Origin of the sequence: Nonomuraea maheshkhaliensis, assembly GCF_039529435.1 — a bacterium.
Lineage (GTDB): Bacteria > Actinomycetota > Actinomycetes > Streptosporangiales > Streptosporangiaceae > Nonomuraea > Nonomuraea maheshkhaliensis.
The window spans coordinates 128,651-154,692 of the sequence record NZ_BAAAMU010000004.1 but is presented as its reverse complement, the minus strand read 5'-3'; the positions used below and the strand labels follow the sequence as shown (position 1 = coordinate 154,692).

Genomic DNA, 26,042 nt, shown 5'->3' with positions numbered 1-26,042 from the left:
CCACTCCACCCGCCGTATACATTACCCACCTGGATGCCGGGGTAAAGGTAAGTTGGCGGGTAAGTTCTGATCTTGCTTAGCCGCGTTCGCTGGCCACCAGAGCCAGGACGTGAAGATGCTTGCGCGCGATGCGCTCGACAAGGCTCGGATGGGCGTAACCGGTGACCTCCAGCGCGCCGTAGTGCGCTGCCTCCACGCAGCGCGTTACGGTGGTCGTGGAGTGGATGCCGGCGAACTCGTCGCACAGCACCGCCTCCACGTCCGCGTACGGAGTCGGGTCCGCCTCGGTGTGATCGCTCATCGTGCTCCCCCACGCGCATGACGGAAGTTGCCTTCCTTCTCTCTCTTCGTACCCACTCAACCACAGTATGTAACGAAGAGGTGACTCGGCGTGACGAAAATGCGCCTTCAGGCGGTCACGGCATGACCCTTGGAGGCGCCCCATTCAGACGACGGGTCCGGAGGACGGGTCGGGTTCGGACGACGGTTCAGACGACGCCGTAGAGCCGGTCGCCGGCGTCGCCGAGCCCCGGCACGATGTAGCCGTGCTCGTTGAGCCGCTCGTCGAGCGCCGCCGTGACCACCCGGATCGGCTTGCCCGAGTTGGCGAACACCTTGTCCATGTAGGCCAGCCCCTCGGGCGCGGCCAGCAGGCAGATGGCGGTGACGTCGACGGCCCCCCGGTCGAACAGGAACTGCACGGCCGCCGCCAGCGTGCCGCCCGTGGCCAGCATCGGGTCGACCACGTAGCACTGCCGCCCCGACAGGTCGTCGGGCAGGCGGGTGGCGTACGTCTCGGCCTTCAGCGTCGACTCGTTGCGGATCATCCCGAGGAAGCCGACCTCGGCCGTGGGCAGCAGCCTGGTCATGCCGTCGAGCATGCCGAGCCCGGCCCGCAGGATGGGCACGACCAGCGGGTACGGCTTCGCCAGCCGCACGCCCGCCGCCGGGGAGACGGGGGTCTCGACGGTGACCTCGGTGACGCGCACGTCGCGGGTGGCCTCGTACGCGAGCAGCGTGACCAGCTCGTCGGCGAGCCTGCGGAAGGTCGGCGAGTCGGTGCGGACGTCGCGCAGGGTGGTGAGCTTGTGGGCGACGAGCGGATGATCGACGACGAGGGTCTCCATGGGACCACACGCTATCTCCTGGTGAACGCTGCTGCCGACCCCTCTCACCTGGGGTGGGCTCCGGCAGGCCGCGCGGGCGTCACGGAGCGGATCCCGGCGGGTCGCGCGGGCCTCACGGAATCGGGCACACGGTCGCCCGGCACCTCAGATCTTTGGTTTTGATCACAATTTGGCCCGAGAGGCACACGCCCAGTGGCTGGGTCTGGAACGATTGGGTCCAGATGATATCTGTCGTGTCAGAGGTCGGGTGGGGATGGCGATGACAGACGAAGACGCTCTCGACTTCGCCATCGTGGTTTATCGCGAGGACGACCGCTGGGATGCCGAGCTGCTGCCGGCCACTCTCACGTCGGACCTGCACGGGCTGATCCATGCCATGAAGCAGCAGCCGAGCGAGAGCGGCACGATCGGGCTGGTCGCCGTGGGCGACGAGTTCTTCGTGGCGCTGCGGGTCCTGGGCGAGCGGGTGGAGGTGTTCCTCTCCGACATCGCCGCCTCGTGGGACTTCCCGCTGGCGCGCCAGGCGCTCGACTATCTCGACGTGCCCGTTCCCGACGAGGAGGAGCTCGATGAGATCCTCCAGGACGAGGAGACCGCGCTTCCGGCCGGAGACCTGTCGATCTTCGCCGATCTCGGGTTGGACGAGATGGAGCTGGGCATCCTCTCCGGCGACATCGATCTGCTGCCCGAAGACGTGCTGTCCAGCATCGCCGCACGACTCGGCTTCTCCGAGCCGTTCGAGCGTGCCATCGAATCGGTCTTCGGCTGACCCCCTGGAGCGACGGACATGGCGTCCAACACCTTCTCTGCGGCTTTTGTCAGAACGTCCGACGGCTGGAGCGGGGCCGAGGTCGATCTCGGGGACGCCGAGATCGTCGATGACCTCGGCGACGCGGTCATGGAGTCGCTGGGGCTGACCGGCGACGAGCTGGCGTTGCTCTGTGTCGAGGTCGAGGACGAATGGTTCGCCATCGCCCGATACCGGGGCGAGGACGAGCCGCGCGTGTTCCTGTCCGACGCGCACGCCATCGTCTCCAACGGCCTCGGCGAGCTGTTCGCCGAGTTCGCCGGGGTGGCCCCCGACAAGGAGAGCAACGGCCTCGGCGTCCGCCCGGCGGGCGACTTCGAGCTGCTCAGCGATCTGGGCCTGAGCAGCGAGGAGCTGATCGAGCTCAGCATGGAGGAGGGCAACCTGCCCGCCGACATCCTGTCGGTCATCGCCGAGCGGCTGTCGTTCGCCGACGAGCTCGACCGGTTGCGGTGACGTACGAGGACGCCATGCGCTCGGCCCTGGAGCAGGCCGTCATGGCCGGCGACAGGGGAGAGATCCCCGTCGGGGCGGTGGTGCTCGGCCCCGACGGCGAGGTGCTGGCCGCGGCGGGCAACGACCGCGAGTCCTCCGCCGACCCCACCGCCCACGCCGAGGTGCTCGCACTGCGCCGCGCCGCCCGGCTGCGCGGCGAGTGGCGACTGACCGGCTGCACGCTCGTGGTCACGCTGGAGCCGTGCACGATGTGCGCGGGCGCCGCGGTCCTGGCCAGGGTCGACCGGATCGTGTACGGCGCCGTGGACGAGAAGGGCGGGGCCGTGGGCTCGCTGTGGGACGTCGTCCGCGACCGCCGGCTCAACCATAGGCCCGAGGTCGTCATGGGCGTGCTCGCCGGGGAATGCGGCGAGGTGCTAAAGCGGTTCTTCGCCACTCGCAGGATCCGGTAAGCTCGTTCGCGGTGGTGTCGCCTAGTGGCCGAGGGCGCACGCCTCGAAAGCGTGTGATGGGGCAACTCATCCGTGGGTTCAAATCCCACCACCACCGCCACAGCGAAGGGCCTCCGACCTCCGGGTCGGGGGCCCTTTCGGCTGTCCGCCCCGGGTTCGAAGGCCGGACGGCGCGGCTTAGTGATCTCGCCGAAAAAGCGGCTGATAATCATAATCGTGCGGAAAAACCCGCCTCCGGCGTCGCCCGGCGCCCGGAAAAGAAAGGGAGCCGCGGCGAATCGGCGGCTCCGTTTCTTTTCCTTTCTCAGTTGGGTAGCTCAAGGACCCTGGCGTGCAGGATCGAGCGTTGGTGCAGCGCCGCCCGCAACGCGCGGTGCAGGCCGTCCTCCAGATAGAGCTCGCCCTGCCACTGCACCACGTGGGGGAAGAGATCCCCGTAGAAGGTGGAGTCGGCGGCGAGCAGCGAGTGCAGGTCCAGCATGGCCTTCGTGGTGATCAACGAGTCGAGCCGGACCTGCCGTGGAGGAATCTGAGCCCACTCTCGGTGGCTCAGACCATGGTCGGGATAAGGGCGTCCGTCGCCGACTAGCTTGAAGATCACCCCCCTGATTTTAGGAGAGATTCCGATTCCTCGCGCTATCCGGCCGCGCCGGCACCGGCACAGTCGGTGGGCGCGCCCTTTTCGTATCCGCGCCGGAAGGCGTTGACGCGTTGCGCGGAGCTGCCGTGGGTGAACGATTCAGGATCGATTCTGCCGGTGCCGCGCCGCTGGATTCTGTCGTCGCCGACCGCCGCCGCGGCGTCCAATGCCTCGGAGATCTCCGCGGCGGTGAAGGGCTGGTCGTAGAAGCCGGTCTCGTACGCGTTGCGCGCCCACACCCCCGCGTAGCAGTCGGCCTGAAGCTCGACGGCGACCGAGCTGCCCCCGTCGAGGGCGCCGAGCAGCTTCTGGACGTGGTGGCCGTACTCGTGGGCGATCACGTACGCCTGCGCGAAGGGCCCGCCCTTGGCCCCGAAGTCGCGCTGGAGCGTGCCGAAGAAGCTCAGGTCGAGGTAGACGCGCTGGTCGCCGGGGCAGTAGAAGGGACCGGCCGCCGAACTGGCGGAGCCGCAGCCGGTGCGCACCCGGCCCGAGTACAGCACGGTCTTGGCCGGGCGGTAGCCGGAGACCTGCGTCTTCCAGTAGTCCTGGATGCTGTTGACCACGCCGACCACGCGGCACCGTTCGGACTGGTCGGCGTCCTTGCCGGTCTGGCACTGCTCGGCGAGGTTCGACGGCGGCCGCCGCTGCGCGGGCTCCGCGCCACTTCCGACGTTGTTCAGGACGACGACCAGCACCAGCACGATCAGGCTGACGATCCCGCCCCCGCCGACGATCATCCCGCCGGGAAATCCGGACAGGCCGCCACCGCCCCCGCCGCCACCGGCGTCCTCCACCTGTGAGGCGTCGAGGTCGGCCTGGTCTCTGAAGTCCATGCTGAGATCCTCTCTGGGCACTGCCAGAAGGATCTACTTCCCCGTGACGGGCGGGGATATCGGGTTAAATCGCGCCGGAGAAGGTGTCGCAGCGCTCGGGGTCGCCGGTGTCGTAGCCGGTGCTGAACCACTTCGCCCGCTGCGCCGAGGTGCCGTGGGTGAAGCCGTCGGGGGTGACGCGGCCCTGCGTGCGGCGCTGGATGCTGTCGTCGCCGACGGCCGCGGCGGCGCTGAGCGCCTGGTCGATGTCGTTCTTGCTGAACGGCTCCTCGTAGAAGCCGGTCTTGACCGCGTTCTGCGCCCACACGCCGGCGTAGCAGTCGGCCTGCAGTTCGAGGCGCACGGAGGGGCTGCCGGCGCCGGGGCGGTTGTCGTGACCGACCCGGTTCATGGTGCCGAGCAGGTTCTGGACGTGGTGGCCGTACTCGTGGGCGATCACGTACGCCTGCGCGAACGGCCCGCCCTCGGCCCCGAAGTCGCGCTGGAGCGTGTCGAAGAAGGTCAGGTCGAGGTAGACCCGGCGGTCGGCGGGACAGTAGAACGGCCCCACGGCGGAGTCGGCCGCGCCGCAGGCGGTGTCGACCGCCCGGGTGAACAGCACGGTCTTGGCGGGCGTGTACGACCTGCGCCCCTCGTCCCCGAACGCCTGCCGCCAGTAGGACTGGATGCTGTTGACCGTGCCGACGACGCGGCAGTCCTCGGACTGGTCGGCGTCGGCACCGGTCCGGCAGCGTTCGGCCAGGTTGCCGGTGGCCGGTGGCGGCGCGCTCGGCTGCTGACCACCGCCCTGCGGCCCGCCCTCGTCGCCGGTGAAGGGGGTCGGGACCAGCCCGAACAGGAACAACCCCGCCACCGCCACGATCAGCAGCAGGCAGCCGCCGCCCCGGCCGCCGATGGGCAGCATGCAACCGCTGGGCATCCGGCCGAACCCGCCCCCGCCTCCGCCGCCGCGCTGCGGGCCCGAAGCTCGTACGTCCTCGACCTGCGACGGGTCGAGGGACTTGTCGTCGTCGAACTGCATGTCTCCCCCTGACGCAGTTCTCCCCTGTGACAAGACGAATACGCACCGCAGTCAACATTGCAAGATTTCTACCGAAATATCGGCTAATGTGCGGCTTATGACGGTTGGTTTGATCGGGATCGCCCTGGTGTCCCTCGGCATGGTGCTCACCCCCGGGCCGAACATGATCTATCTGGTCTCCCGCTCGATCACGCAGGGCCGCAGGTCGGGGCTGATCTCCCTCTCGGGCGTCTTCCTCGGCTTCGCCACCTACCTGACCGCCACGTGCCTCGGGCTCACCGCTGTCTTCGTGTACGTGCCCGCCGCCTACACCGCACTCAAGGTGGCCGGCGCCGCGTACCTGCTCTGGATGGCCTGGAACACCATCCGGCCGGGCGGCATCTCCGCCTTCGAGGCGCGCGAGCTGCCGGTGGAGCGTCCCGGCCGGCTGTTCTCCATGGGGCTGCTGACCTGCCTGCTCAACCCCAAGATCGCCATCCTGTACCTGTCACTGCTGCCGCAGTTCATCGACCCGTCGATGGGGCACGTCCTGCTGCAGAGCCTCGCGCTCGGCTCGGTGCAGGTCGCCGTCGGCACGATCGTCAACGGCCTGATCGTGCTCTCGGCGGGCGCCCTGGCCGCGTTCCTGGCCGAGCGCCCCGTCTGGGTGCGGGTGCAGCGTTACGTCACCGGCACGGTCCTCGGCGCCTTCGCCGTCAGCATGGCGACCGACCGCTCCAAGGCCCTGGTCAGCGCCTGAGTCTGAACGTACGGGCTCAGCGGTCGAACCACGACGCGGACGACGACCGGCACAACTGCCCGAACGTGACCCCGGCCAGCAGCACCCCCAGCACGTTCCCCAGACTGACGCTGCCCAGGAGCTGCCACAGACCCAGCAGCGTGACCAGGAGCTCGACGACCAGCCCGCACGCGCGCACCCACGAGCGGCGCGTCGGGATCCGCAGCGCCAGGAACCCGATCAACAGGATCGTCAGCAGCGGCACGGCGAGCGCGACCAGCACGGCTCCGCCCGCCGCGCTGACCACCCTGCTCAGCGGCACGCTGCCCAGCAGGACGAACAGCAGGAACAGCCCCACCATCCCCATGACCGCCTGGACCCCCATGCAGATCCTGGCCACGGACACGGAGCGGGGCATCGCCTCGACGGCGTAAGCCTCGGACATCGGCGAGCCTCTCGACTCGGGGAAGGGCGATCGACGGGCCGAGCATAGGCCGCCCCCCATGGCCATGGCCGCGAACCAGGCCGAACCGGCATACGTGACAGGGATTGCCGACTCGGGCATCGCGGAGTGGACTGAAGTCCTACCCACGTCGAGAGGAGGAGCGGTGAGCAGGCTTCGTTTCGGTGTCTTCCTGGCCCCGTTCCACACGGCGGGACAGAACCCCACCCTGGCCATCGACCGCGATCTGGCCCTCATGGAGCATCTCGACCGGCTCGGGTACGACGAGGCGTGGATCGGGGAGCACCATTCCGCCGGCACCGAGATCATCGCGGCACCGGAGATCTTCATCGCGGCCGCGGCGCAGCGTACCCGGCACATCAGGCTCGGGACCGGCGTGACCTCGCTGTCCTACCACAACCCGCTCTGGGTGGCCGACCGCATGGTGCTGCTCGACCACCTGACCAGGGGGCGCGTGATGCTGGGTGTGGGGCCAGGCTCGCTGCCCACCGACTCGGCCATGATCGGGCTCGACCCCACCGACACGCGGGAGCTGCTCGACGACAACCTCGACATCGTGCTGCGGCTGCTGCGCGGGGAGAGCGTCACGGCCCAGACGCGTACGCACACGCTGGTGGACGCGCGGCTGCAGCTGCGGCCGTACACCGAGCCCAGGTTCGAGGTGGCCGTCGCCGCGGTGGCCTCGCCGACGGGGCCGCGCCTGGCCGGGCGGCACGGCCTGGGCCTGCTGTCGATCGGCGCGACGCTCACCGCCGACGGGTTCGACGCGCTGGCGCACCACTGGAACGTCATGGAGGAGCGCGCGGCCACGTACGGCACCGAGGTCGACCGCGCCGCCTGGCGGCTGGTCGGGATCATGCACGTGGCCGAGACCCGCGAGCAGGCCGCGCGGGACGTGGAGCACGGCATCGAGCCCTGGTTCCGCTACTTCCAGAAGGTGGCCGCGTTCCCGCAGATGGGCGTCCAGGGCGGGGACCTGAAGGAGATGATCGACTTCGTGCGTGGGTCGGGCATCGGCGTGATCGGCACCGTCGAGGACGCCAAGGCGCAGGTGCGGCGGCTGCTCGACCAGTCCGGCGGGTTCGGGGCGATGTTGCTGATGGCCCATGAGTGGGCCGATCCGGCGGCGACGAACCGCTCGTACGAGCTCATCGCCCAGCACGTGATGCCCGAGTTCCAGGGCCAGGCGCGGCCGACCCTGGACGCCGCCGCCCGCGCGAGCGAGGTCCGTGCGGACTACGCGCAGGCGCAGCTGACCGCGGTCGCCCGCATGACGGACAAGTACCGGGCGGAGGCGAACATCAAGGACTGATCACCGCTGGGTCGAGTCGGAGATCTCTCCGGAGGGCGTGGGCCAGTCGAGCAAGGTGTCCGGGTCGACAGCCCATGCCGAGGAGGCGGCCGCGGCGCCGATGCCGAGCCCGATGAGCCCGGCGGCGGCCACCAGGGCGAGCTTCTTGAGCAGGCTGGCGTTTGTCACAAGACCTCCATTGCGTTACGAACGTGAGGGGGAGCAGGCTATTGGACGCGGAGATCACGACACAATAGGTTCGTGCACGCCCCGGGGTCGAGCCTACGCATGGCGCGAAATGGCGATGTCAGGTGAACACCCGACAAAACGTTCGTGGCGTCAGGCGCGAGGCCGGTCGATCCCGTCCTTCGAGCCTGGGCGTCCCCCGGTGATCAGGCGTCTCGCGAGTCGTTTGTAAGGGAGCTGTAAGCCCGCGCTCCTATACATGCACGTGTGCACTCAAGCGCCAGAAATTTCCGCATTTATGGCGTTGAATCCGGTATTGCGGGACCGGCCCGCTCATTGTCGACCCCGTTGAAGGAGGGCAGCGCTCCTAGTGACGCTGGAGATCAGATTTCTCGGCCCGTGGCAGGTATTCGCCGGTGACGAGCCGGTCCGGCTGGCCGGGCGCCGACGCATCGGCGTGCTGACCAGGCTCGCGCTGAACGCCGGGCAGGTCGTACACGCCGAGCGCATCCTCACCGACATCTGGGGGGAGAGCTCCACGGCGACCGCCGCCAAACAGCTCCACATCGTGATCTCCAAACTACGCCAGACCCTCGGTCCGCACACCACAGGAGAGATCCTCCAGACCGTGCCGGGCGGCTACCGGCTCGCGCTCGAACCGGACGACGTCGACGCCCATCTGTTCCTGCGCCTGGCCAGACGCGCCCGCACCGCCCAGGCACAGGGAGCCGGCGCGGACGCGCTGTTCCGCCAGGCCCTGGGGCTGTGGCGGGGCGATCCGCTGGCCGAACTGACCGACCCCTGGGCCAGGATCGAGGCCACCCGCCTGGAGGAAGAGCACCTCACCGTCCTGGAGGACCACGCCGATCTCCGCCTCGCCGCGGGCGATCACCACGCGGTGGCCGCCGAACTCGCGGTGCACGTACAGGTTCATCCCCTGCGCGAACGCCCGGTCGCGCAGCTCATGCTCGCCCTGCACCGTGCCGGTCGTCCCTCGGAGGCGCTCGCCGTCTACCAGGCCACCCGCCAGGTGATGATCTCCGAGCTCGGCCTCGAACCCGGCGCCGAACTACGCCGCATGCACCAGGCCGTGCTGACCAAGGACCCGAGTCTCGACCTGACCACCCCGGCGCAGCAGGTCACGGTCGGGGAGTCGTACCCGCCGGCCGAACTGCCCGCCGACACCCACACCTTCACCGCCCGCGCCGCCGAGATCGATCACCTGCGCACCGCGCTTGGCCCCACCGGCGGGCCCGCCGTCACCGTGATCGACGGGCCCGGCGGCATCGGCAAGTCCGCCCTGGCCGTCCACGTCGCGCACGCCGTGGCACCCGGGTTCCCCGACGGCGTCATCTACGTCAACCTGCACGGGTCCACCCCCGGGCTCGACCCGGTGACGCCGGAGCAGGCCCTGCGCCATCTGCTGCGCTCCCTCGGCCTGGACGGCGCCGCCGCCCCCGCCACCTCCGGCGAGGCCGCCGCCCGCTACCGCTCACTGACCGCGCACTCCAACCTGCTGGTCATCCTGGACAACGCCCGCGACGTACGCCAGATCCGCCCGCTCATCCCCGGGGGCCCCGGCTGCCGCGTCCTGATCACCTCCCGCGAACCGCTGGCCGCCCTCGACAACGCCCGCCACCTGCACCTGGGCGCCCTGGACGCCGCCGACGCCGCCGCGCTGCTGTCCCGCCTGGCCGGGCCCGACCGGACCCGCGCGGAACCGCAGGCGGTCGAACGGATCGTCGGCCTGTGCGGCGGCTTTCCCCTAGCCCTGCGGATCATCGGCGCCCGCCTGGCCGCCCGCCCCGACCTGACCCTGTCCGGCCTGGAGGCACGGCTGGCCGACGCCACCCGCCGCCTGGACACGCTGGAGTACGCCGACCTGGCCATCCGCGCCAGCATCGCCGTCAGCCACCACCACCTGCGCGAAGAGCCCGCCGGCCGGGACGCCGCCCACCTGCTGCCCCGGCTCGGCCTGCTCGACCTGCCCACCCACACCCCCGCCGCCACCGCCGCCCTGACCGGCTGGCCGTACCACCGCGCGGAGGCCGCTCTCGAACGTCTCCATGACGCCCGCCTTCTCGAACCCGGCCCCGACCGCTACCGCTTCCACGACCTGGTCGGCCTCTACGCCCGCGAACGGGCCCACCAGGATGTGCCGGAGGAGGAACGCGCCGCCGCCGTACGGCGGGCGCTGCACCACTACGTCGCCACCCTCTGGACGGCGAGCACGATGCTCAACCCCGACGCCGTCCTGCGAGCCCCCGTGGAACTGCCCGACAGCCCCTTCGCGGACCTGGCGGAGGCGGGACGATGGGTCCAGGACGAACGCGACAACCTGCTCGCCGCCGCGCAGCAGGCGCTGACCGGCCCCGACCCCGCGACCGCCGTCGGCCTCGTCATCGGACTCCACTGGCCCTTCTGCTTCCAGGGCTGGCACACGCAACTGGACGGCGTCTACGCGCAGGCCATCGAGGTGGCCCACCGCATCGGAGCCTGGGAGGACAAGGCCCAGCTCAGCAGCTTCCTCGGCTGGGTGTACCGGGACCAGGGCCGCTACGACGACGCGATCGCGCAGCTGAGGACGGCGCTCACCGACTGGGACCGGGCCGGCCTGCCGCGCAGGAAGGTCGGCGTGCTCAACAACCTCGGCGTCATCAACGCCATCGTGGGCCGCCTCGACGAGGCGCTCGGCCACCTGGAGTCCGGGCTGGAGCTCAACGACGAGGCCGAACGCCCCGTGGCCACGGCCACCCTGCGCAACAACCGGGTGCACGTCTACTACCGCCAGGGCCGCTTCGACGAGGCCATCGCCGAAGCGCGCCTGCTCGTGGAGCAGGCCCCGCCGACGGGCCCGCTCGCCGACGCGGGCATCGCCCACGGCTCGCTGGGCGACGCCTACCGCCACGCCGGCCGGCTCACGGAGGCGGCGGAGAGCTACACGACGGCCGTACGACTGCTGCGCGAGGCGGGATACCACCTGAAGGAGGCCGTGTCTCGGTGGTGGTTCGGCACCACGCTGCACGGCCTCGGCCGGCACGCCGAAGCCCGGCGGCAGTGGGAGGACTCCGTCCGCCTCCTGCGCGCCGCCCGCCTGCTGACGCCTGGGGAGGCCGGCGACATCCTCGCCCAGGCCGTGCCGGAAACCCCTCAGCCGATCAGAAACATGCTCTGACCCGCGCCGCCCCGGCCCGCGTGCTCCTCATTGGCGTACCGGTCAACAGAATAGCCAGAGGAAGAGGGAGAGACCTCGGGCAGCTCTGGATCACGACTCCCGACCCGAGTCACCCCGGCTGCTGCGGAGCGCGGCAATACACCATCGACTTCCACATCGCGAAGCGCTGAGCTCATTCGGAAAGCGCTACGGGTTGAGCGCGGCACGCAGCCGCTCCGCGTAGGCCCGGCGACGACCTGCGGGCAGCCACTCGGGCTCCGGGGGCGTGCGGTAGAGGTCGTCGCCGGGGTAGCGGGGGAAGAGGTGCTGGTGGAAGTGCCAGACGTCCTGGTTGCCCGCGGGCTCGTTGTGCTGGCGGGTGGAGACTCCCGCGCAGTCGTACGCGGTGCGCATGGCCCGGGCCAGCAGCCGGGTGACGTCGAAGATCGCGTGCCCGTCGGCGGCGGGGAGGTCGTACAGGTTCTCGTGATGGGCGACCGGGATGATCAGCAGATGTCCCGCGTTCCGCGGCCACCAGCGGGGGCAGATCATCGCGAAGACGCGCTCGTCCCGGTGGACCACGTCGGGCTCCCGGTCCGGGGTGAGGTGACAGAACGGGCAGTGGTAGTCGGCGGGGGCGTGGTTGTGCACGCGACTTCTCCCTGCTGGACATGGTTTCTGGAGTTTTGACGAAGCCGCCCGGAGGAGGCTCTCAGACCGGCCACTCGACGAGCTCGTCCAGAACCGGCGGCCGGTACTCTGACCCCTTGAGCACCTTGCCGTCCGCCCGGCGGAGCACCCGTCCGTCGGCGTCGAGCTTGCTCATGTTGGACCGGTGAACCTCGACGAACACGGCCGGCAGATCGATCCCCAGCGCATCCGCCGCGCCGTAGGTGACATACAGGACATCCGCCAGCTCCTTCGCCACCGCCTGGTACGCGCTGAGCGGATCGCCGCCGGCCCGCAGCGCCTGTGCGAGCTCGGTCAGAGCCTCGGCCGCCTCCCGCGCCTCCTCGACCAGCAACGTCCGCCGCTGCTCCGCCACCTCTGGCCGCGCCGCATCGGCCACACCGTCGAACACCTCACGAAACTCGGCGACCCGCCGCATCGGCTCATGGTCCATGCCCCGACCCTAGATGCTCCGGACGATGCGCAACCGGCAATGCGCGTGCGGCGGCCACCAGAGGCGCCTCCGTCGTCACAGCAGACCCTGCGCGCGTAGCACGTCGGCAAGACTCCGCGAAGAGCCCTTCTGCTCGGGGCTCGGCCCCCCAAGGGGTTCCGCGCCGAGGTAGCGCAGCTCTCGCAGGTCCGTGGCGAGCGGGAGCCCGGTGATGTCGCTCGCCAGGGCGAACGAACGCTCCATCGGGTGCTCGATCCCCGGCCCGTCGATGTCGTGATCGGGATCCAGCCCGACCGCGCGCATCTTCGTGACCAGGCGGTCCGGATCACTGCCCGATCGCTCCTCCGGGTACATCGGGTCGAACCAGACGACCGGCGCGCCGTCGACGATGTAGGCAAAGGTGTCCTGGGCGTACTCGTGGCCGCAGACCGCCACGACCTCGGTTCCCCGCGAGACCGGGTTGTAGATCTCGGTGGCGACGGCCATCATCCATCCCCCCGGTTCGATGACCACGGTCCAGTCGCCGACCCGGGCGGCGCCGATGTAACCGGCCGCGTCGTCCCTCATGCTCTCCGCCGAGAGATAGTCCAGTTCCTCGAATGTCACCTCTTCCATGGTCTCCTCCTCCACGCCGAACCGGCGGAGCGCCTCCTCCGGGGACAGGTCGCGGACGAAGGACACGCAGTAGATCTCACCCAACGTCTCGTAACCGGGGAAGCAGGGAAGGTCTCCGGGGGTCGCCGTCATGGTCACTCCTTGATCGCCTGAGCGGCATGATCGCACCCGCGGCCGACAAACCGCGTCCGTCCTGGTCAGGGGGACGTACTCAGGTCCAGAGGTAGAGACCCTGACCGGCCCGTACGACCGGATCCAGCCAGTCGAAGAACCCCTCCACCCACGGATCCCGCACGGGCTCGCCCGGCAACGCGGGCGGACGGCGTTCGAACGCGGGCGGATGGCGTTTGAACGCGCCCGGCACCACGCGGCTGAACCCGCGGGCGGCCTGCTCCAGCAGCACGCCGTGCCGCATCACCACCTCATGCTGCTCCCGCTGCCCAGGCACCACCCTGTCGTCATTGACCGTCCGTGGCGGCGGGCCCGGGGCGGGCGCAGTGGGCGGGTTCGGCAGGGCGAACACGCCGTGGCGGGCTTCGACGAAGGCGGGTTTACGGGTCCAGGCGTTCGTACGGTCCAGGGTGGCCCGCGCCGTGGCGAGCAGATCTTCCTGGGTCTCGGCGAGCAGACGACTCGTGTCCCACGTACGCAGCCGCTCGCGGTAGTGGCGGAACCCACCGGCGCTGGTCTCGTCGTACCAGCGCCGCCACCTGACCGCCCACTCCGCCAGCTCATCGGGAAGGAGCGTCGCCCAGGCCGCCTCCCGCCATTCGGGGGGAAAGATGGGATTGGCGCCGATGACGTTGACCCGATGCGAACGGCCAGAATCGAGCACCAGCAACGAGCACAACCGCTCGTCGAGATCCCGCCACCGCGCGAGGTCGTGGCCGGTCTCTTCAGGAGGGTCCGTACGCAGCGCGTGGGCCAGGCGAGCGTGGGCGCGGGTCAGCCGTACGAGCTCACCGGGATCACTCCGGGCGACGTCACGCACGACCGCAGGCACCCAATCCGTCCCCACGGCCCGTCATCGTAGCTGTCGATCACGTCTCGGCGTCCGGCGAGTTCGGCTCCGTCGCCAGTTGCCTGCCGTTCCCCGCACTCCCGCCCGGGAGACGGGCTCGGCGTGGAGTTCCTCGGTACCTGCCGGCAGATCAGCACCTTGATCGCCCCATCGGGCACCACCTGCTCATCCTGTCCCCGCCGTCCGGTCGCCGGGTCGCACGGGTTCTTGGGCGGGAGGAGCGTCCAGGTCCCCGTGCGGTAGGCGGCGGTGATGCTGGGCCCGATGTAGGCGTTGCTGACGACTGTGCCGTTGGTGGTCATGACACAGGAGTTGACCTCTTCGGCGCTGCCCACCCACAGCGCCTGGCCGTCGGGGTAGGCGAACCGGATGAGGTAGTTGGTCACCTGCCCGCCCATCAACGTGCACACCATTTCCGGGGGATCGGTGGTGACCGGAAGGTATCCGAGGTCGTGGGCCATCGACGTGGCCTGGTCGGTCAAGGTCCGTGATCCGGCGAGTTGCCGGGCCGGTTTCGCGTTGTGCCCGGGATAGGCGCAGATCAACGCGGCGGCCGGCTTGCCGGGCACGAGCGAGTCGGCGACCCCGTCGAGGTCGGCGGCAGCCGGCACCCAGCGACCGATCCTGTCGCTGTCCCATCGCCGCGGACACGAAGCCGGCACGGGCGCGCCGGCGGTGCCGGGCACCAGGACGACCGCGACGAGAAGCAGGACCGCGGCCACGACGACGCCGATCCAATGGATGGGTTCCACACGTTGCAGACGCTGCCCGCCCGCCGCCGGCTCCCCTCAGCGCCCGGGCCCTGACGCTTCCCCGACGTCGCCCGTGGCCGGGGCCGTGACGCGGAAGGTGCGCCGGTACACCGACGGGGCGACCCCCGTCTCCGCCGCCAGGTGCCGCCGCAGCGAGGTGGCGGTGGCGAAGCCGACCTCGTGCGCGACCCGTTCCACCGGCAGGTCGCTGGACTCCAGCAGGTGCCGCGCCCGCCGCAGCCGCTGCTGGGTCAGCCAGCGGCCGGGGCTCAGACCGGTCTCCTGACGGAAGCGCCGGGCGAAGGTGCGGGTGCTCATCGCCGCGTGCGCGGCCAGCTCCTCCAGCGACAGCGGCAGGTCCAGCCGCTCCAGGGCCCAGTCGCGGGTCGGTCCCGTGCCGGTTTCGCTCGCCGGCGGCAGCGGCCGTTCGATGAACTGCGCCTGCCCTCCGTCCCGGTACGGCGGCACGACGCAGCGGCGGGCGACCTGGTTGGCCACCTCGCTGCCGTGGTCCTGGCGCACCAGGTGCAGGCAGATGTCGACACCGCTGGCCGCCCCCGCGGAGGTCAGCACGTCACCGTGGTCGACGAAGAGCACGCCGGCGTCCAGCTCCACCTGGGGGAACAGCTCCTCGAAGATGCCGGTGAGCTCCCAGTGGGTGGTGGCCCGGCGTCCGTCCAGGAGACCGGCGGCGGCCAGCAGGAACGCGCCGGTGCAGATGGACACCAGGCGGGTGCCCGGACGGACGAGGGACAGGGCGGCCAGGGCCCGCGGGTCCGGGTCGGCGGCCGTGGCCGGCGAGATCCCGTACGGAGGAATGATCACGGTGTCCGCCTCGGCCAGCACCTCGGGACCGTGCCCGGGGGTGACGATCAGGTCCGCGTCGGTACGTACGGGCTGCCCGTCCACGCTCGCGGACAGCACCTCGTAGCGGCCGTCGGCGGATCCCAGGACCCGGTGGGGGATGCCGAGCTCGAAGGGGTAGACGCCGTCGAGGGCGAGGACGACGACCTTGTGCGCGCCGGGCCGCGGGGCCTGGACCAGTGCGGCCGCGCGTTCAGCGAGGTCACGGGCCCTCGCCGGCGCGCGGTGGGAGGCAGGGTCGATGGACATGGCAGGAATGTATCGGAGGGTGACCTTCTTGCCATCGCCCAGGGCGGGACCGCAGGGCCACGATCGAGGCATGACCCCTGACGATCTCGGCTCCCCGAACTCCGCTGCCCCCGTGATGCTCGCCCTGCACCAGACGACCCTCGGCGGCCCTGAAGTGCTGCGATTGACCGAGCTTCCCCGGCCCGCGCCCGGCCCCGGGCAGATCCTCGTCGCCGTGCACGCGGCCGGACTCAACCCCACGGACTACAAGCACCGCGCCCTGAGCATCTTCCTGCCACCCCCGCCGCTGACCCTCGGCTGGGACGTCTCCGGCACCGTGGCGGAGACCGGCCCCGGCGTCACCCTCTTCCAGCCCGGCGACGAGGTGTTCGGCATGCTGCCCTACCCCCACGGGGCCGGCTCCCACGCCGAGTACGTGACCGGCCCCACCCGCGCCTTCGTCCCCAAACCCACCGGGATCGACCACATCCAGGCGGCCGCTCTGCCGCTGGCCGCGCTCACCGCCTGGCAGGCCCTCGTCGAGACCGCGGGCCTGCGGGCCGGGCAGCGGGTGCTGATCCACGCCGCGGCCGGCGGTGTCGGTCACCTCGCCGTACAGATCGCCAAGGAACGCGGGGCCCACGTCACGGGGACGGCGAGCGCCCCCAAGCACGCCTTCCTGCGCGAACTCGGCGCGGACGCCTGCGTCGACCACCGCTCCGAGGACTTCACCGACATCGAGGAACGCTACGACGTCGTCCTCGACGCCCTCGGCGGGGAGACCGCCACCCGTTCCGTGAGCGTGCTCCGCCCCGGGGGAGTCCTCGTCTCCCTGGTGCCGGGAGCCGAGGACACCCCAGCGGCGGCCGAGAAGGCACAGGTCCGCGCGGTCACCCTGATCGTCGAGCACGACCAGGCCGGGATGCGCGCCATCGCCGACCTCGCCGACCGGGGCAGCCTCCGCGCCCACGTCTCCGCCACCTTCCCCCTCGCCGAAGGCGCCCGCGCCCACGCCCTGGGGGAGACGGGTCACACCACGGGCAAGCTGGTTCTCACCGTACGGTGAGGCGGGTCGGACCTATCTCGAACTACAGGCTCGCTTGACGAATCCTTGGAGCGACGTATCTCGCGTTCCAGCGATGGAGCGATCCAGATGGACGGTCTCCTCGCCCTTCGGCCGGAGGACACGGAGGGGTGCCGGCCATTTCCCACGCCGGGCGGTCTTGCACGCCGGCAAGCGCACCGATGCCCGTCCACCACGGATGTGCAAGGAGCGCAGGGCGACGCCGTCGCGACCCGTGCCGCGCTCCACGTTATGAGCCAGAGGAAGTGTCAGACATCCTCTCGAACCCCCTCAGGTAGGGCGGGAATCAGTCAACATCCGAGACGGGAGCCTAGCCACAGAGGGGGGCAACTGAGACGGAAAATAAGACGGAACGCCAGAGGGGTCACGCCGATGATCTCGGCGTGACCCCTCTGAGCTGGCGGAGGATAGGGGATTTGAACCCCTGATAGGTTGCCCTATACACGCTTTCCAAGCGTGCGCCCTCGGCCACTAGGCGAATCCTCCGCCGACGAGCTTACCGGACTTCGCGAGCGGTGCGGACCACGTTTTCGGTGGGATGGCTCGGGGTGGAGCGAGCACTGCGGCATCCGGCTAGACTGTCCAGGGACCCCTCGCGCGGCGTCATCCTGTGAACCTCCCCAGGGCCGGAAGGCAGCAAGGATAAGCGGGCTCTGGCGGGTGTGCGGGGGGTCTCTTCGTTGGGAGCCCCCTCGCAGGCGGGATGGTCGTATGAGCCTTGCGCTTTACCGCAAGTACCGACCCGGGACCTTCGCCGAGGTCAAGGGTCAGGAACACGTCACTGACCCGCTGCGACAGGCGTTGCGCACGGGCCGCATCAACCACGCCTACCTGTTCAGCGGCCCCCGTGGATGTGGCAAGACGTCCAGTGCCCGCATCCTGGCGCGTTCCCTCAACTGCGAGAAGGGTCCGACCCCCGATCCGTGCGGCGAGTGCGAGTCGTGTGTCGCGCTGGGCCCGACCGGGCCTGGTCACCTCGACGTCATCGAGATCGACGCCGCCTCCCACGGTGGTGTGGACGACGCGCGCGACCTGCGTGAGCGGGCCTTCTTCGCGCCCGTGTCCGCGCGCTACAAGATCTACATCATCGACGAGGCGCACATGGTGACCCGCGAGGGTTTCAACGCGCTGCTCAAGCTCGTCGAGGAGCCCCCGCCGCATCTGAAGTTCATCTTCGCGACGACGGAGCCGGAAAAGGTCATCGGCACCATCAAGTCGCGTACGCATCACTACCCGTTCCGGCTGATGCCGCCCGCGACGCTCCGGGCGCTGCTGGAGGAGATCCTCACCTCCGAGAGTGTGCCGTTCGAGCCCAACGCGCTGCCTCTGGTCGTGCGCGCGGGCGCCGGGTCGGCCCGTGACTCGCTGTCGATCCTCGACCAGCTCCTCGCCGGGGCGGAGGAGGACGGCATCACCTACGCCAAGGCCGTCTCCCTGCTCGGCTACACCGACGGCGACCTGCTCGACGAGGTCGTCGGCGCGTTCGCGGCGCGCGACGGCGCCCAGGTCTTCCACACGGTCAACCGGGTGATCGAGGGCGGTCACGACCCGCGCCGCTTCGCCTCCGACCTGCTCGAACGCTTCCGCGACCTGGTGATCCTGGCCAACGTTCCCGAGGCGGCCTCCAGCGGGCTGCTCGACCGGCCGGCTGATGAGCTGGAACGGCTGGTTCAGCAGGCGGCCTCGATGGGGCCGGCCGAGCTGACCCGCGCCGCCGAGATCTTCAACGCCGGGCTCACCGAGATGCGCGGTGCCACCTCGCCGCGCCTGCTGCTCGAACTCATGTGTGCGCGGGTGCTGCTTCCGGGGGCGGCGCAGGGTGAGGGTGCGTTGCTGGCGCGGCTGGAACGGCTCGAACGTGGGGGTGCGGTCGCTCAGATGGCAGCCAGGGCGGCTGCTCCCACTGCTGCTCCTGCCCAACCGTCCGCTGTTTCCCCACCTGCTGTCGGCGGTACGACTGCGGGGGCGCAGGGTGCCCCGAGCGCATCTGCTTCCGCCGGTGGGTCCGCGGCTCCCGTGGGCGCGGCCGAGTCGTCCCCTGCGCCCGCTCGTGGTGGTGACGACTGGCCCGAGGCGGTGCGTCCCGGTGCGTCCGCTCCCGCTGCGGGGCCGGCCTCCGCAGGTGGCTCGGCGTCGGTGGCGGGGAGCGGGGCTCAGCAGGCTGCCCCGGGCGGCCCCAGTGGGCCGACGCCGGGTGGGGCCGGTGCCATGCAGGCGCAGTGGGCCGCGGTGCTGGCCGCACTCAAGCAGCGCAGCATCGTCGTCTGGGCGAACGTGAGCACCAACGCCCAGGTCGTGGGGGTTGAGGGCAACCTGGTCACGCTGGGGTTCGCCCAGGTCGGCGCGATGAAGAACTTCACCGGTGGCGGCAAGGACGCCGTGGTGGCGGCCGCGCTGGGCGATGTGCTGGGCGGTACGTGGCGCGTCGAGGCGGTCGTCGGCGGCTCGCCGGCTCCGCAGGCCGCGCGCGGGCCCGCCCGTTCCCCGTCCCACGCCCCGTCGCACGGTCCGGCCCAGGGCGGTCACGGTTCCGCGCCGGGAGGGCCGAACGCGGCCGGGCCCGGTCAGTCTTCAGGGCCCAGCGGCCCGCAGGTGGTGGGGGGTCAGACGGCGCCCGGCCCTCAGGGGGGTCAGGGTACGACGGGTCCCCAGGGGCGTACGGCGTCCCACGGAGACTCCGCCGAGGACAAGGGCGGGCAGGACCCCGGCCAGCCTCCTGCCGCCCCGGCAGGGCCCCTGGCCACCGACGAGTCCTGGCCCGACGCCCCCGACGACTTCGGCCCCGGCGCCCCGCCCAACCCCGACCCCACCCGCACCGTCCCCGCGGTCCAGCCCGCCGCAGCGGGTTCGAGCGTGGCCGCGGGATCCGGCTTGGCCGCCGCCCGATCGGCCGCCAAGGCCGCCGCGCAGGCGGGTCCGCGCGTCCCGATGGCTCGTGGCAGTGCCGCCGCCTGGCCCGACAAGGTCCCAGGGCGTGACAAGAGCCCCGATTCCGACGAGGTGGACCCGCTCAACGACGCGGACGCGGATGTGGACGCCGTCTCGGGCATGGCCCTGCTGGAGAGGGAGCTCGGTGCCCAGGTGATCGGCGAAATCGATCACAGCTGAGGTGGGCGACGCCCTCGGCTGACGGCCGTGGTGGCGGGTGCTCTCATGGCTGCCGGGTCTACGCGCCGGTGGGCGTGATGGTGGTGGGTGACGGCGCCGAACGGTGATGCCGCAGAGGTGTGTCCTGGCCCGAGGATGGCCGGGGTGTCGTGTTCGGGGCAGCGGTGGCGGGGAGCATCGGGTGGATGAAGCCGGCCCGGGGCGCTGTGCCCCAGCGGGTGAGGGGTCGTGGGCGGGGGGCCGGGCGGGTCAGGACAGGAGGCGGGAGCGGGCGGCGGCCGAGCGGGGGTCGGTGGAGGGGAGGGCGGCGAGGCGTTCCAGGACCTCGTAGTCGTCGCGCCCGTTGCACGTCTGCGCGTACGCCCACAGATCCTCAGGCGACCCCTCCCGCAGCAGGCAAGCCCGCACCTGCGCCTCCAGCTCGTCGCGTTCGCGGCGGATCTCCGGCGACTCCGAGCGGGGCAGCAGCGGGCCGGGGTAGGAACGGGCCAGGGCGCGGGGGTCGGAGGCGGTCAGCAGGCGGCGCAGGGTCAGGAAGTCGGCCTCCACCGGACAGGTCAGCCGGTACGGCTTCGCCGCGATGGCCTCCCCGAGCTGGGCGCGCAGCCGGTGGATCTCGGCCCGGATCGTGACGGGATTGCCGGCGTCGCCGTACAGGTGGAAGGAGAGTTGTTCGGCCGTCAGGCCGTGGGGGTGGAGGGCGAGGAGGGTGAGGATCTCGGCGTGGCGCAGTGACAGGGGGCGTTCGCGGTCGCAGAAGGCGGCCGACGGGACGCCGGCCCCGAGGAAGGTGAGGGTCAGGGGCTGCGGGGCGGCGGACGGCGTGGCGCGCAGGAGGAAGCCGTCGGAGAAGGGTTCGAGCTGGGCGACGGTGCCGTCTCTGAGGATCATGCGCCGGCCGGGGCTGCGGGCGCCCTGCTCGCCGAGGTGGACGCGTTCGCCGAGCCCGCCTGCGGGGTCGCCGGAGATGACGCGGCCGGTGGGGGAGAGCAGGATGCCGGGACGGCCGTGGAGCGACTCGAAGCGGCGGCGCAGGCGCTCGTCGCGTTCGTGCATGCGCAGGGCGAGTTGTGTCTCGGCGAGCTTGGCCGTGGCGGCGACGAGGGCGAGCGTGGCGGGGTGGAGGCTGCGGGCGGTGCCGCTGACGTCGACGCAGCCGATGACCAGGCCGGAGTCGGGGTCGGTGATGGGGGCAGCGCTGCACGACCAGACGTGCAGGACGCGCATCAGGTGCTCTTCCGAATAGACGTGAACGGGCTCGCCTGTCGCCAGGGCCGTGCCCATGCCGTTGGTGCCGACGTCGCCCTCGGTCCATTGGTGCCCGTCGGACAGGCCGACCTGGTCGGCGCGGCGCAGGGTGGTGGGGGTGCCGTCGCGCCACAGGACGCGGCCGTCGCCGTCGGTGACGATCATGATGTGGCCGGTCTCGCCGGCCAGCCCGGACAGGGTGTGGGCGAGCAGCGGCAGGAGGTCCTGCAGCGGATGGGACTCGCGCATGTCCCTGATGCGGGCGGGATCGCACACGAGCGGGGCGCCGCGGCCCTCCGGATCGACTCCGGCGTCAAGCGAACGGCGCCAGGACGCCTTGATCAGGTGACGTGGCGGTTCCGGCCAGGGCAGACCGGTCACCGCGGCTTCATGCGCTCCGCGCAGAAGGCGGGAGTACGCGTCGAGATGGGCGTAACTCATCGGTCACTCCAAGTAGTCAACTAGAGGATCCGTCTTGCGCGCCCTTCGCGCAACCCGTTCAGGGGGATTGCAGAGGGTGATTGAATGAGCGCAACGTGTGTGCAACGTTCATCCGGCTAGCGTCCTTTACCAACGCGTCGGCGTGGTGCGGCCGCTCCGCCGGCGTGATGGCCGGGTCTCGGACGCTGGAGGGGGGCCGAGATCCGGCCAGAACCGCGCCCCGGTGGCGCCGCCGGGGCACGCCAGCACACACCGACGCGAGCCGGAAGAACACGCCGACGCGGGTCGGACCGCGGACGCGAGAAGCCGTGCCGGGCGGCGGGAATCCCCCGTCCGGGACGGCCCACGGAGGCGGGGAGACCACCCCGGGCGAGGCTCGGGCAGGAAACAGGGGGACACCCCAGTACATGACGCCGCCCAAACACCGTAGGCTCGTGGCAGTCAAAAACGCGGAGCCACGAGGAGCGCACGACGGTGAACCCAGGGGATGTCAACCTGCAGCAGCTGCTGGAGCAGGCCCAGCTCATGCAGCAGCAGCTTGTGAGCGCCCAGCAGGAGCTCAACGATGCGCAGATCGAGGGCTCATCGGGCGGTGGCCTGGTCACGGCCGTCGTCAACGGCTCCGGCGAGCTGCTCGAACTCAAGATCGACCCGAGCGTGATCGACTCCGGCGACCCGCAGGACACCGCGGACACGATCGCCGACCTGGTGATCGCCGCGGTCCGCGACGCGGTGCGCGCGGCCGCCGACCTGCAGCAGGAGAAGCTCGGCCCGCTGGCCCAGGGGCTGGGTGGCGGCGGCCTCGGACAGTTGCCAGGGTTCTAGGCATGTACGAAGGGGTCGTCCAGAACCTGATCGACGAGCTGGGGCTGCTGCCCGGCGTCGGTCCCAAGAGCGCGCAGCGGATCGCGTTCCACCTCCTCGCGGCCGATCCCGCCGACGTCAAGCGGCTGGCGCACGCGTTGCTGGAGGTCAAGGAGAAGGTCCGCTTCTGCCGGGTCTGCGGCAACGTGGCCGCCGAGGAGGAGTGCCGCATCTGCCGCGACACCCGCCGCGACACCCACGTCATCTGCGTGGTCGAGGAGTCGAAGGACGTCGTCGCGATCGAGAAGACGCGCGAGTTCAGGGGCACTTATCACGTGCTCGGCGGCGCGATCAGCCCGATCGACGGCGTCGGCCCCGATGACCTGCGCATCCGCGAGCTCATGACACGCCTCGCCGACGGCCGTGTCACCGAGCTCATCCTCGCCACAGACCCTAATCTCGAAGGCGAGGCGACGGCTACCTACCTCGCCCGTCTGGTCAAGCCGATGGGCATCAAAGTGACACGACTGGCCAGCGGTCTGCCTGTGGGCGGTGACCTCGAATACGCCGACGAGGTGACCTTGGGCCGCGCGTTCGAAGGACGGAGGCTGCTGGATGTCTGACCAGTGGAGCACGCTGGCGGAAGAGATCGCCGCGCACGCACAGAACTACGTGGACGGCCTGACCCGCATGGCGGGCGGCGAGGGCGGCGACGCCATCTGGTCGATCCTGCTGGTGGAGGTCGCGCAGGTGAGCCTGGCGGGGGCCAAACTCGGCGCCAACCAGGACGTCATCCTGGCCGGCAACTACGAGCCGCCGATGAGCGAGGATCCCGACATCGACGGGGTGCGCACGGCGCTGGCCGAGCGGCTGGAGGCGGTCGACGACTACGCCGAGGTGTTCGACCCGTACAAGGACACCGGCGTCACGGCGTACCGGCTGTCCGACGACCTGACCGCGGTCGCGGCCGACCTCATCCACGGGCTGCGCCACTACCACGCCGGCCGGCCGCACGAGGCGCTGTGGTGGTGGCAGTACTCCTACTTCAACACCTGGGGCAACCACGCGGGCGCCGCGATGCGCGCGCTGCAGGCCCTGGCCGCGCACTCGCGGCTCGACGTGGCGGAGGAAGCGACCACCGTCTGATCGCGCGCCCCGGTCCGATCCCACGTTCGATCCCACATAGTGGTACGAGCCATCGGGCGCATGAGAGGCCCCAAGTAGACTGGCAGCTCACAGTCCAGACCGGGAGACTCTCGTGGCACTCGTTGTGCAAAAGTACGGTGGTTCGTCCGTCGCCGACGCGTCCTGCATCAAGCGGGTCGCGCAGCGGATCGTCGCGACGAAAAAAGCCGGCAACGACGTGGTCGTGATCGTCTCCGCGATGGGTGACACGACGGACGAGCTGCTCGACCTGGCCGAGCAGGTGTCGCCGCTGCCTCCGGGCCGCGAGCTCGACATGCTGCTGACCTCGGGCGAGCGCATCTCCATGGCCCTGCTGGCGATGGCGATCGCCAACCTCGGCCACGAGGCGCGCTCGTTCACCGGCTCGCAGGCCGGAGTGATCACCGACTCCACCCACGGCAAGGCGCGCATCATCGACGTGACGCCGAGCCGCATCCGGGAGGCGATCGACCAGGGCCACATCGCGATCGTGGCCGGCTTCCAGGGCGTCTCGCAGGACACCAAAGACATCACCACGCTCGGCCGGGGTGGCTCCGACACCACGGCCGTGGCGCTGGCGGCGGCGCTCGACGCCGATGTGTGCGAGATCTTCACCGACGTCGACGGCATCTTCACCGCCGATCCGCGCATCGTGCCCGCGGCCCGCCAGATCCCCAAGATCTCTTACGACGAGATGATGGAGATGGCGGCCTGCGGCGCGAAGATTCTGCACCTGCGCTGCGTCGAATACGCTCGCCGTTTCAACCTGCCGATTCACGTACGCAGCTCTTTCAGCATGAAGGAAGGCACGTGGGTCGTCTCCGACCCTTACACCGAAGGAACCGAGATGGAGCAGCCGATCATCTCCGGCGTCGCGCACGACCGGAGCGAGGCCAAGATCACTGTTGTCGGGGTCCCCGACAAGGTCGGCGAGGCTGCCTCGATCTTCAAAACGCTGGCCGACGCCGAGATCAACATTGACATGATCGTGCAGAACGTCTCGGCCGCGGCCACGGGCCGCACCGACATCTCCTTCACGCTGCCCACGGCCGACAGCCAGACGGCCCTGACATCGCTGAAGAAGATCCAGCCCACGATCGGTTTCGAGTCGCTGCTGTTCGACGACCAGATCGGGAAGGTGTCGCTGATCGGCGCGGGCATGCGCTCGCACCCCGGCGTCACCGCGACGTTCTTCGCGGCCCTCGCCGACGCGGGGGTCAACATCGAGATGATCTCCACCTCGGAGATCCGCATCTCAGTGGTCGTCGAGCAGGACGGTGTCGACGCGGCCGTGGCGGCCGCCCACCGGGCCTTCAATCTCGACGCCGACCAGGTCGAAGCCGTGGTGTACGGAGGTTCAGGACGATGAGCAAGAGGCCGAGTCTGGCTCTGATCGGCGCGACCGGCGCCGTGGGCACCGTCATGCGCGACATCGTGTCGACGCGGGCGGACATCTGGGGCGAGATCCGTCTCGTCGCCTCGCCGCGTTCGGCGGGCAAGGTGCTGCGCGTACGCGGCGAGGACGTCGTGGTGCGGGCGCTGGCGCCCGAGGTGTTCGACGGCATCGACGTGGCCATCTTCGACGTGCCCGACGAGGTGTCGGCCGTCTGGGTGCCGATCGCGGCCGAGCGCGGCGCGATCGCCATCGACAAGTCGGGCACGTTCCGCATGGAGCCCGACGTGCCGCTGGTCGTGCCCGAGGTCAACCCCCTCGACGCGCGCAACAGGCCGCGCAACATCATCTCGACCCCCAACTGCACCACGCTGTCGATGATGGCGGCCATGGGCGCGCTGCACGCCGAGTTCACCCTCACCGAGCTGGTCGTCGCCTCCTACCAGGCGGTGTCAGGGGCCGGGGTGGCGGGTTCCGCGCGGCTCTACGACGAGATCGAGGCGCTGGCGGGCGACCGCACGATCGGGCAGAGCGTCGGTGACGTACGCAAGGTGCTGGCCAACAAGCTGCCGGAGGAGTCGCCGTTCCCCGCGCCCATCGCGTTCAACGTGGTGCCGTGGGCGGGTTCCGCCAAGGCCGACGGGTGGGCCTCCGAGGAGCTCAAGCTGCGCAACGAGTCCCGCAAGATCCTCGGCATCCCGGAGCTGAAGGTCTCCGCGACCTGCGTCCGCGTGCCGGTGATCACCACGCACTCGCTGGCCGTGCACGCGCGGTTCGAGCGCGAGATCACGGTCGCCGAGGCGCACCGCGTGCTGGAGGCGGCGCCGACGGTGGTGCTCATGGACGACCCGGCCAACGGGGTCTACCCGACGCCGATCGACGTGGTCGGCACCGACCCGACCTACGTGGGCCGTGTCCGGCAGGCGATCGACTTCCCCAACACGCTCGACCTGTTCGTCTGCGGTGACAACCTGCGCAAGGGCGCGGCGCTCAACGCGGCGGAGATCGCCGAGCTGGTGGCGGCCGAGTTCTAGAGAATGTCCGA

At 70.5% G+C, this 26,042-nt stretch carries 27 protein-coding genes, 2 tRNA genes and 1 other RNA gene; 15 read left to right on the top strand and 15 right to left on the bottom strand.

The features are described from left to right. Window positions 1–76: 76 nt before the first annotated feature. Both ABFX54_RS04820 and upp read right to left on the bottom strand, forming a co-directional pair. On the bottom strand, window positions 77–301 hold the full coding sequence (locus ABFX54_RS04820) for a hypothetical protein (protein ID WP_346101681.1): 225 nt from the start codon (window positions 299–301) through the stop codon (window positions 77–79). A gap of 187 nt (window positions 302–488) precedes the next feature. Beyond that, on the bottom strand, window positions 489–1,127 hold the full coding sequence (gene upp, locus ABFX54_RS04815; RefSeq protein WP_346101679.1) for a uracil phosphoribosyltransferase: 639 nt from the start codon (window positions 1,125–1,127) through the stop codon (window positions 489–491). Between the two features lie 253 nt (window positions 1,128–1,380). On the opposite strand from upp, the gene ABFX54_RS04810 reads away from it, so the two are divergent. The 4 genes from ABFX54_RS04810 to ABFX54_RS04795 all read left to right on the top strand — a co-directional run bounded on the left by ABFX54_RS04810 (window position 1,381) and on the right by ABFX54_RS04795 (window position 2,943). Beyond that, complete coding sequence (locus tag ABFX54_RS04810; RefSeq protein WP_428834497.1) at window positions 1,381–1,896, top strand: tRNA adenosine deaminase-associated protein; 516 nt, start codon at window positions 1,381–1,383, stop codon at window positions 1,894–1,896. An 18-nt stretch (window positions 1,897–1,914) separates the two neighbouring features. After that, window positions 1,915–2,391: a tRNA adenosine deaminase-associated protein gene (locus ABFX54_RS04805; protein WP_346101676.1), complete on the top strand. Its 477-nt coding sequence runs from the start codon at window positions 1,915–1,917 to the stop codon at window positions 2,389–2,391. 14 nt (window positions 2,392–2,405) lie between these two features. After that, window positions 2,406–2,843: a tRNA adenosine(34) deaminase TadA gene (gene tadA, locus ABFX54_RS04800; protein WP_346101754.1), complete on the top strand. Its 438-nt coding sequence runs from the start codon at window positions 2,406–2,408 to the stop codon at window positions 2,841–2,843. Between the two features lie 10 nt (window positions 2,844–2,853). Continuing rightward, window positions 2,854–2,943, top strand: a tRNA-Ser gene (locus tag ABFX54_RS04795). Window positions 2,944–3,147: 204 nt separating this feature from the next. On the opposite strand, the gene ABFX54_RS04790 is transcribed toward ABFX54_RS04795, so the two are convergent. The 3 genes from ABFX54_RS04790 to ypfJ (ABFX54_RS04780) all read right to left on the bottom strand — a co-directional run bounded on the left by ABFX54_RS04790 (window position 3,148) and on the right by ypfJ (ABFX54_RS04780) (window position 5,340). Then, window positions 3,148–3,444 carry a type II toxin-antitoxin system VapB family antitoxin gene (locus ABFX54_RS04790; RefSeq protein ID WP_106242934.1) on the bottom strand — a complete coding sequence of 99 codons (297 nt, stop codon included), beginning with the start codon at window positions 3,442–3,444 and terminating at the stop codon, window positions 3,148–3,150. A gap of 35 nt (window positions 3,445–3,479) precedes the next feature. After that, window positions 3,480–4,319, bottom strand: coding sequence for a KPN_02809 family neutral zinc metallopeptidase (gene ypfJ / locus ABFX54_RS04785; RefSeq protein ID WP_346101674.1), 840 nt, complete (start codon window positions 4,317–4,319; stop codon window positions 3,480–3,482). Window positions 4,320–4,383: 64 nt separating this feature from the next. Beyond that, the gene (gene ypfJ / locus ABFX54_RS04780) at window positions 4,384–5,340 is read right to left on the bottom strand and encodes a KPN_02809 family neutral zinc metallopeptidase (RefSeq protein WP_346101672.1); all 957 of its coding nucleotides are present in this window, start codon (window positions 5,338–5,340) and stop codon (window positions 4,384–4,386) included. A 97-nt stretch (window positions 5,341–5,437) separates the two neighbouring features. Here ypfJ (ABFX54_RS04780) and ABFX54_RS04775 point away from each other — a divergent pair, with 97 nt between their 5' ends. Continuing rightward, on the top strand, window positions 5,438–6,079 hold the full coding sequence (locus ABFX54_RS04775) for a LysE family translocator (protein ID WP_346101671.1): 642 nt from the start codon (window positions 5,438–5,440) through the stop codon (window positions 6,077–6,079). A 16-nt stretch (window positions 6,080–6,095) separates the two neighbouring features. On the opposite strand, the gene ABFX54_RS04770 is transcribed toward ABFX54_RS04775, so the two are convergent. Beyond that, window positions 6,096–6,503, bottom strand: coding sequence for a hypothetical protein (locus ABFX54_RS04770; protein WP_346101669.1), 408 nt, complete (start codon window positions 6,501–6,503; stop codon window positions 6,096–6,098). A gap of 163 nt (window positions 6,504–6,666) precedes the next feature. Here ABFX54_RS04770 and ABFX54_RS04765 point away from each other — a divergent pair, with 163 nt between their 5' ends. Next, window positions 6,667–7,833, top strand: a complete 1,167-nt coding sequence (locus ABFX54_RS04765) for an LLM class flavin-dependent oxidoreductase (RefSeq protein ID WP_346101667.1) — start codon at window positions 6,667–6,669, stop codon at window positions 7,831–7,833. Here ABFX54_RS04765 and ABFX54_RS04760 read toward each other — a convergent pair whose 3' ends face one another. Then, the gene (locus tag ABFX54_RS04760) at window positions 7,834–8,001 is read right to left on the bottom strand and encodes a hypothetical protein (RefSeq protein ID WP_346101666.1); all 168 of its coding nucleotides are present in this window, start codon (window positions 7,999–8,001) and stop codon (window positions 7,834–7,836) included. It lies immediately after the preceding gene. Window positions 8,002–8,368: 367 nt separating this feature from the next. Between ABFX54_RS04760 and ABFX54_RS04755 the strand changes: the two genes are divergently transcribed. After that, window positions 8,369–11,173, top strand: a complete 2,805-nt coding sequence (locus tag ABFX54_RS04755; RefSeq protein ID WP_346101665.1) for an AfsR/SARP family transcriptional regulator — start codon at window positions 8,369–8,371, stop codon at window positions 11,171–11,173. A gap of 186 nt (window positions 11,174–11,359) precedes the next feature. Here the strand turns inward: ABFX54_RS04755 and ABFX54_RS04750 are convergent, their stop codons facing one another. From ABFX54_RS04750 to ABFX54_RS04725, 6 genes are all read right to left on the bottom strand, one after another. Next, window positions 11,360–11,803 carry an HIT family protein gene (locus ABFX54_RS04750; protein WP_346101663.1) on the bottom strand — a complete coding sequence of 148 codons (444 nt, stop codon included), beginning with the start codon at window positions 11,801–11,803 and terminating at the stop codon, window positions 11,360–11,362. A gap of 61 nt (window positions 11,804–11,864) precedes the next feature. Further along, the gene (locus ABFX54_RS04745) at window positions 11,865–12,260 is read right to left on the bottom strand and encodes a pyrophosphohydrolase domain-containing protein (RefSeq protein WP_346101661.1); all 396 of its coding nucleotides are present in this window, start codon (window positions 12,258–12,260) and stop codon (window positions 11,865–11,867) included. 90 nt (window positions 12,261–12,350) lie between these two features. Continuing rightward, window positions 12,351–13,022 (bottom strand): DUF6461 domain-containing protein, encoded by a 672-nt coding sequence (locus ABFX54_RS04740; RefSeq protein WP_346101659.1) that lies wholly within the window; start codon window positions 13,020–13,022, stop codon window positions 12,351–12,353. 79 nt (window positions 13,023–13,101) lie between these two features. Beyond that, window positions 13,102–13,881 (bottom strand): hypothetical protein, encoded by a 780-nt coding sequence (locus ABFX54_RS04735; RefSeq protein WP_346101657.1) that lies wholly within the window; start codon window positions 13,879–13,881, stop codon window positions 13,102–13,104. Beyond that, window positions 13,836–14,663, bottom strand: coding sequence for a hypothetical protein (locus ABFX54_RS04730; protein WP_346101655.1), 828 nt, complete (start codon window positions 14,661–14,663; stop codon window positions 13,836–13,838). Before ABFX54_RS04730 ends, ABFX54_RS04735 begins: the two co-directional genes overlap by 46 nt. A 36-nt stretch (window positions 14,664–14,699) precedes the next feature. Continuing rightward, complete coding sequence (locus ABFX54_RS04725; protein WP_346101653.1) at window positions 14,700–15,776, bottom strand: GlxA family transcriptional regulator; 1,077 nt, start codon at window positions 15,774–15,776, stop codon at window positions 14,700–14,702. A 70-nt stretch (window positions 15,777–15,846) separates the two neighbouring features. On the opposite strand from ABFX54_RS04725, the gene ABFX54_RS04720 reads away from it, so the two are divergent. Then, window positions 15,847–16,821 (top strand): NADP-dependent oxidoreductase, encoded by a 975-nt coding sequence (locus ABFX54_RS04720; protein WP_428834496.1) that lies wholly within the window; start codon window positions 15,847–15,849, stop codon window positions 16,819–16,821. 416 nt (window positions 16,822–17,237) lie between these two features. Here ABFX54_RS04720 and ABFX54_RS04715 read toward each other — a convergent pair. After that, window positions 17,238–17,325, bottom strand: a tRNA-Ser gene (locus ABFX54_RS04715). A gap of 98 nt (window positions 17,326–17,423) precedes the next feature. Between ABFX54_RS04715 and ffs the strand changes: the two genes are divergently transcribed. Beyond that, an RNA gene (ffs, locus tag ABFX54_RS04710) (signal recognition particle sRNA small type) lies at window positions 17,424–17,519 on the top strand. Between the two features lie 31 nt (window positions 17,520–17,550). After that, entirely contained in the window at window positions 17,551–19,947 is a 2,397-nt protein-coding gene (locus ABFX54_RS04705) for a DNA polymerase III subunit gamma and tau (protein WP_346101651.1), read from the top strand. Between the two features lie 249 nt (window positions 19,948–20,196). On the opposite strand, the gene ABFX54_RS04700 is transcribed toward ABFX54_RS04705, so the two are convergent. Continuing rightward, complete coding sequence (locus tag ABFX54_RS04700) at window positions 20,197–21,636, bottom strand: helix-turn-helix domain-containing protein (protein ID WP_346101649.1); 1,440 nt, start codon at window positions 21,634–21,636, stop codon at window positions 20,197–20,199. 474 nt (window positions 21,637–22,110) lie between these two features. Between ABFX54_RS04700 and ABFX54_RS04695 the strand changes: the two genes are divergently transcribed. From ABFX54_RS04695 to ABFX54_RS04675, 5 genes are all read left to right on the top strand, one after another. Continuing rightward, complete coding sequence (locus ABFX54_RS04695) at window positions 22,111–22,461, top strand: YbaB/EbfC family nucleoid-associated protein (RefSeq protein WP_346101648.1); 351 nt, start codon at window positions 22,111–22,113, stop codon at window positions 22,459–22,461. A 2-nt stretch (window positions 22,462–22,463) separates the two neighbouring features. After that, window positions 22,464–23,063 (top strand): recombination mediator RecR, encoded by a 600-nt coding sequence (gene recR, locus ABFX54_RS04690; protein WP_344488129.1) that lies wholly within the window; start codon window positions 22,464–22,466, stop codon window positions 23,061–23,063. Continuing rightward, on the top strand, window positions 23,056–23,586 hold the full coding sequence (locus ABFX54_RS04685; protein ID WP_106242963.1) for a DUF5063 domain-containing protein: 531 nt from the start codon (window positions 23,056–23,058) through the stop codon (window positions 23,584–23,586). The genes recR and ABFX54_RS04685 overlap by 8 nt, the downstream gene beginning before the upstream one ends. Window positions 23,587–23,698: 112 nt before the next feature. Next, on the top strand, window positions 23,699–24,973 hold the full coding sequence (locus ABFX54_RS04680; RefSeq protein ID WP_346101645.1) for an aspartate kinase: 1,275 nt from the start codon (window positions 23,699–23,701) through the stop codon (window positions 24,971–24,973). After that, on the top strand, window positions 24,970–26,031 hold the full coding sequence (locus ABFX54_RS04675; protein WP_346101643.1) for an aspartate-semialdehyde dehydrogenase: 1,062 nt from the start codon (window positions 24,970–24,972) through the stop codon (window positions 26,029–26,031). Before ABFX54_RS04680 ends, ABFX54_RS04675 begins: the two co-directional genes overlap by 4 nt. Window positions 26,032–26,042: the final 11 nt, after the last annotated feature.

Coding starts and splice junctions, on each gene's coding strand:
- ABFX54_RS04820 (WP_346101681.1), bottom strand. CDS start 301: ATGAGCGATCACACCGAGGCGGACCCGACTCCGTACGCGGACGTGGAG.
- upp (WP_346101679.1), bottom strand. CDS start 1,127: ATGGAGACCCTCGTCGTCGATCATCCGCTCGTCGCCCACAAGCTCACC.
- ABFX54_RS04810 (WP_428834497.1), top strand. CDS start 1,381: ATGGCGATGACAGACGAAGACGCTCTCGACTTCGCCATCGTGGTTTAT.
- ABFX54_RS04805 (WP_346101676.1), top strand. CDS start 1,915: ATGGCGTCCAACACCTTCTCTGCGGCTTTTGTCAGAACGTCCGACGGC.
- tadA (WP_346101754.1), top strand. CDS start 2,406: ATGCGCTCGGCCCTGGAGCAGGCCGTCATGGCCGGCGACAGGGGAGAG.
- ypfJ (WP_346101674.1), bottom strand. CDS start 4,319: ATGGACTTCAGAGACCAGGCCGACCTCGACGCCTCACAGGTGGAGGAC.
- ypfJ (WP_346101672.1), bottom strand. CDS start 5,340: ATGCAGTTCGACGACGACAAGTCCCTCGACCCGTCGCAGGTCGAGGAC.
- ABFX54_RS04775 (WP_346101671.1), top strand. CDS start 5,438: ATGACGGTTGGTTTGATCGGGATCGCCCTGGTGTCCCTCGGCATGGTG.
- ABFX54_RS04770 (WP_346101669.1), bottom strand. CDS start 6,503: ATGTCCGAGGCTTACGCCGTCGAGGCGATGCCCCGCTCCGTGTCCGTG.
- ABFX54_RS04745 (WP_346101661.1), bottom strand. CDS start 12,260: ATGCGGCGGGTCGCCGAGTTTCGTGAGGTGTTCGACGGTGTGGCCGAT.
- ABFX54_RS04740 (WP_346101659.1), bottom strand. CDS start 13,022: ATGACGGCGACCCCCGGAGACCTTCCCTGCTTCCCCGGTTACGAGACG.
- ABFX54_RS04725 (WP_346101653.1), bottom strand. CDS start 15,776: ATGTCCATCGACCCTGCCTCCCACCGCGCGCCGGCGAGGGCCCGTGAC.
- ABFX54_RS04720 (WP_428834496.1), top strand. CDS start 15,847: ATGACCCCTGACGATCTCGGCTCCCCGAACTCCGCTGCCCCCGTGATG.
- ABFX54_RS04705 (WP_346101651.1), top strand. CDS start 17,551: ATGAGCCTTGCGCTTTACCGCAAGTACCGACCCGGGACCTTCGCCGAG.
- ABFX54_RS04700 (WP_346101649.1), bottom strand. CDS start 21,636: ATGAGTTACGCCCATCTCGACGCGTACTCCCGCCTTCTGCGCGGAGCG.
- recR (WP_344488129.1), top strand. CDS start 22,464: ATGTACGAAGGGGTCGTCCAGAACCTGATCGACGAGCTGGGGCTGCTG.
- ABFX54_RS04685 (WP_106242963.1), top strand. CDS start 23,056: ATGTCTGACCAGTGGAGCACGCTGGCGGAAGAGATCGCCGCGCACGCA.
- ABFX54_RS04675 (WP_346101643.1), top strand. CDS start 24,970: ATGAGCAAGAGGCCGAGTCTGGCTCTGATCGGCGCGACCGGCGCCGTG.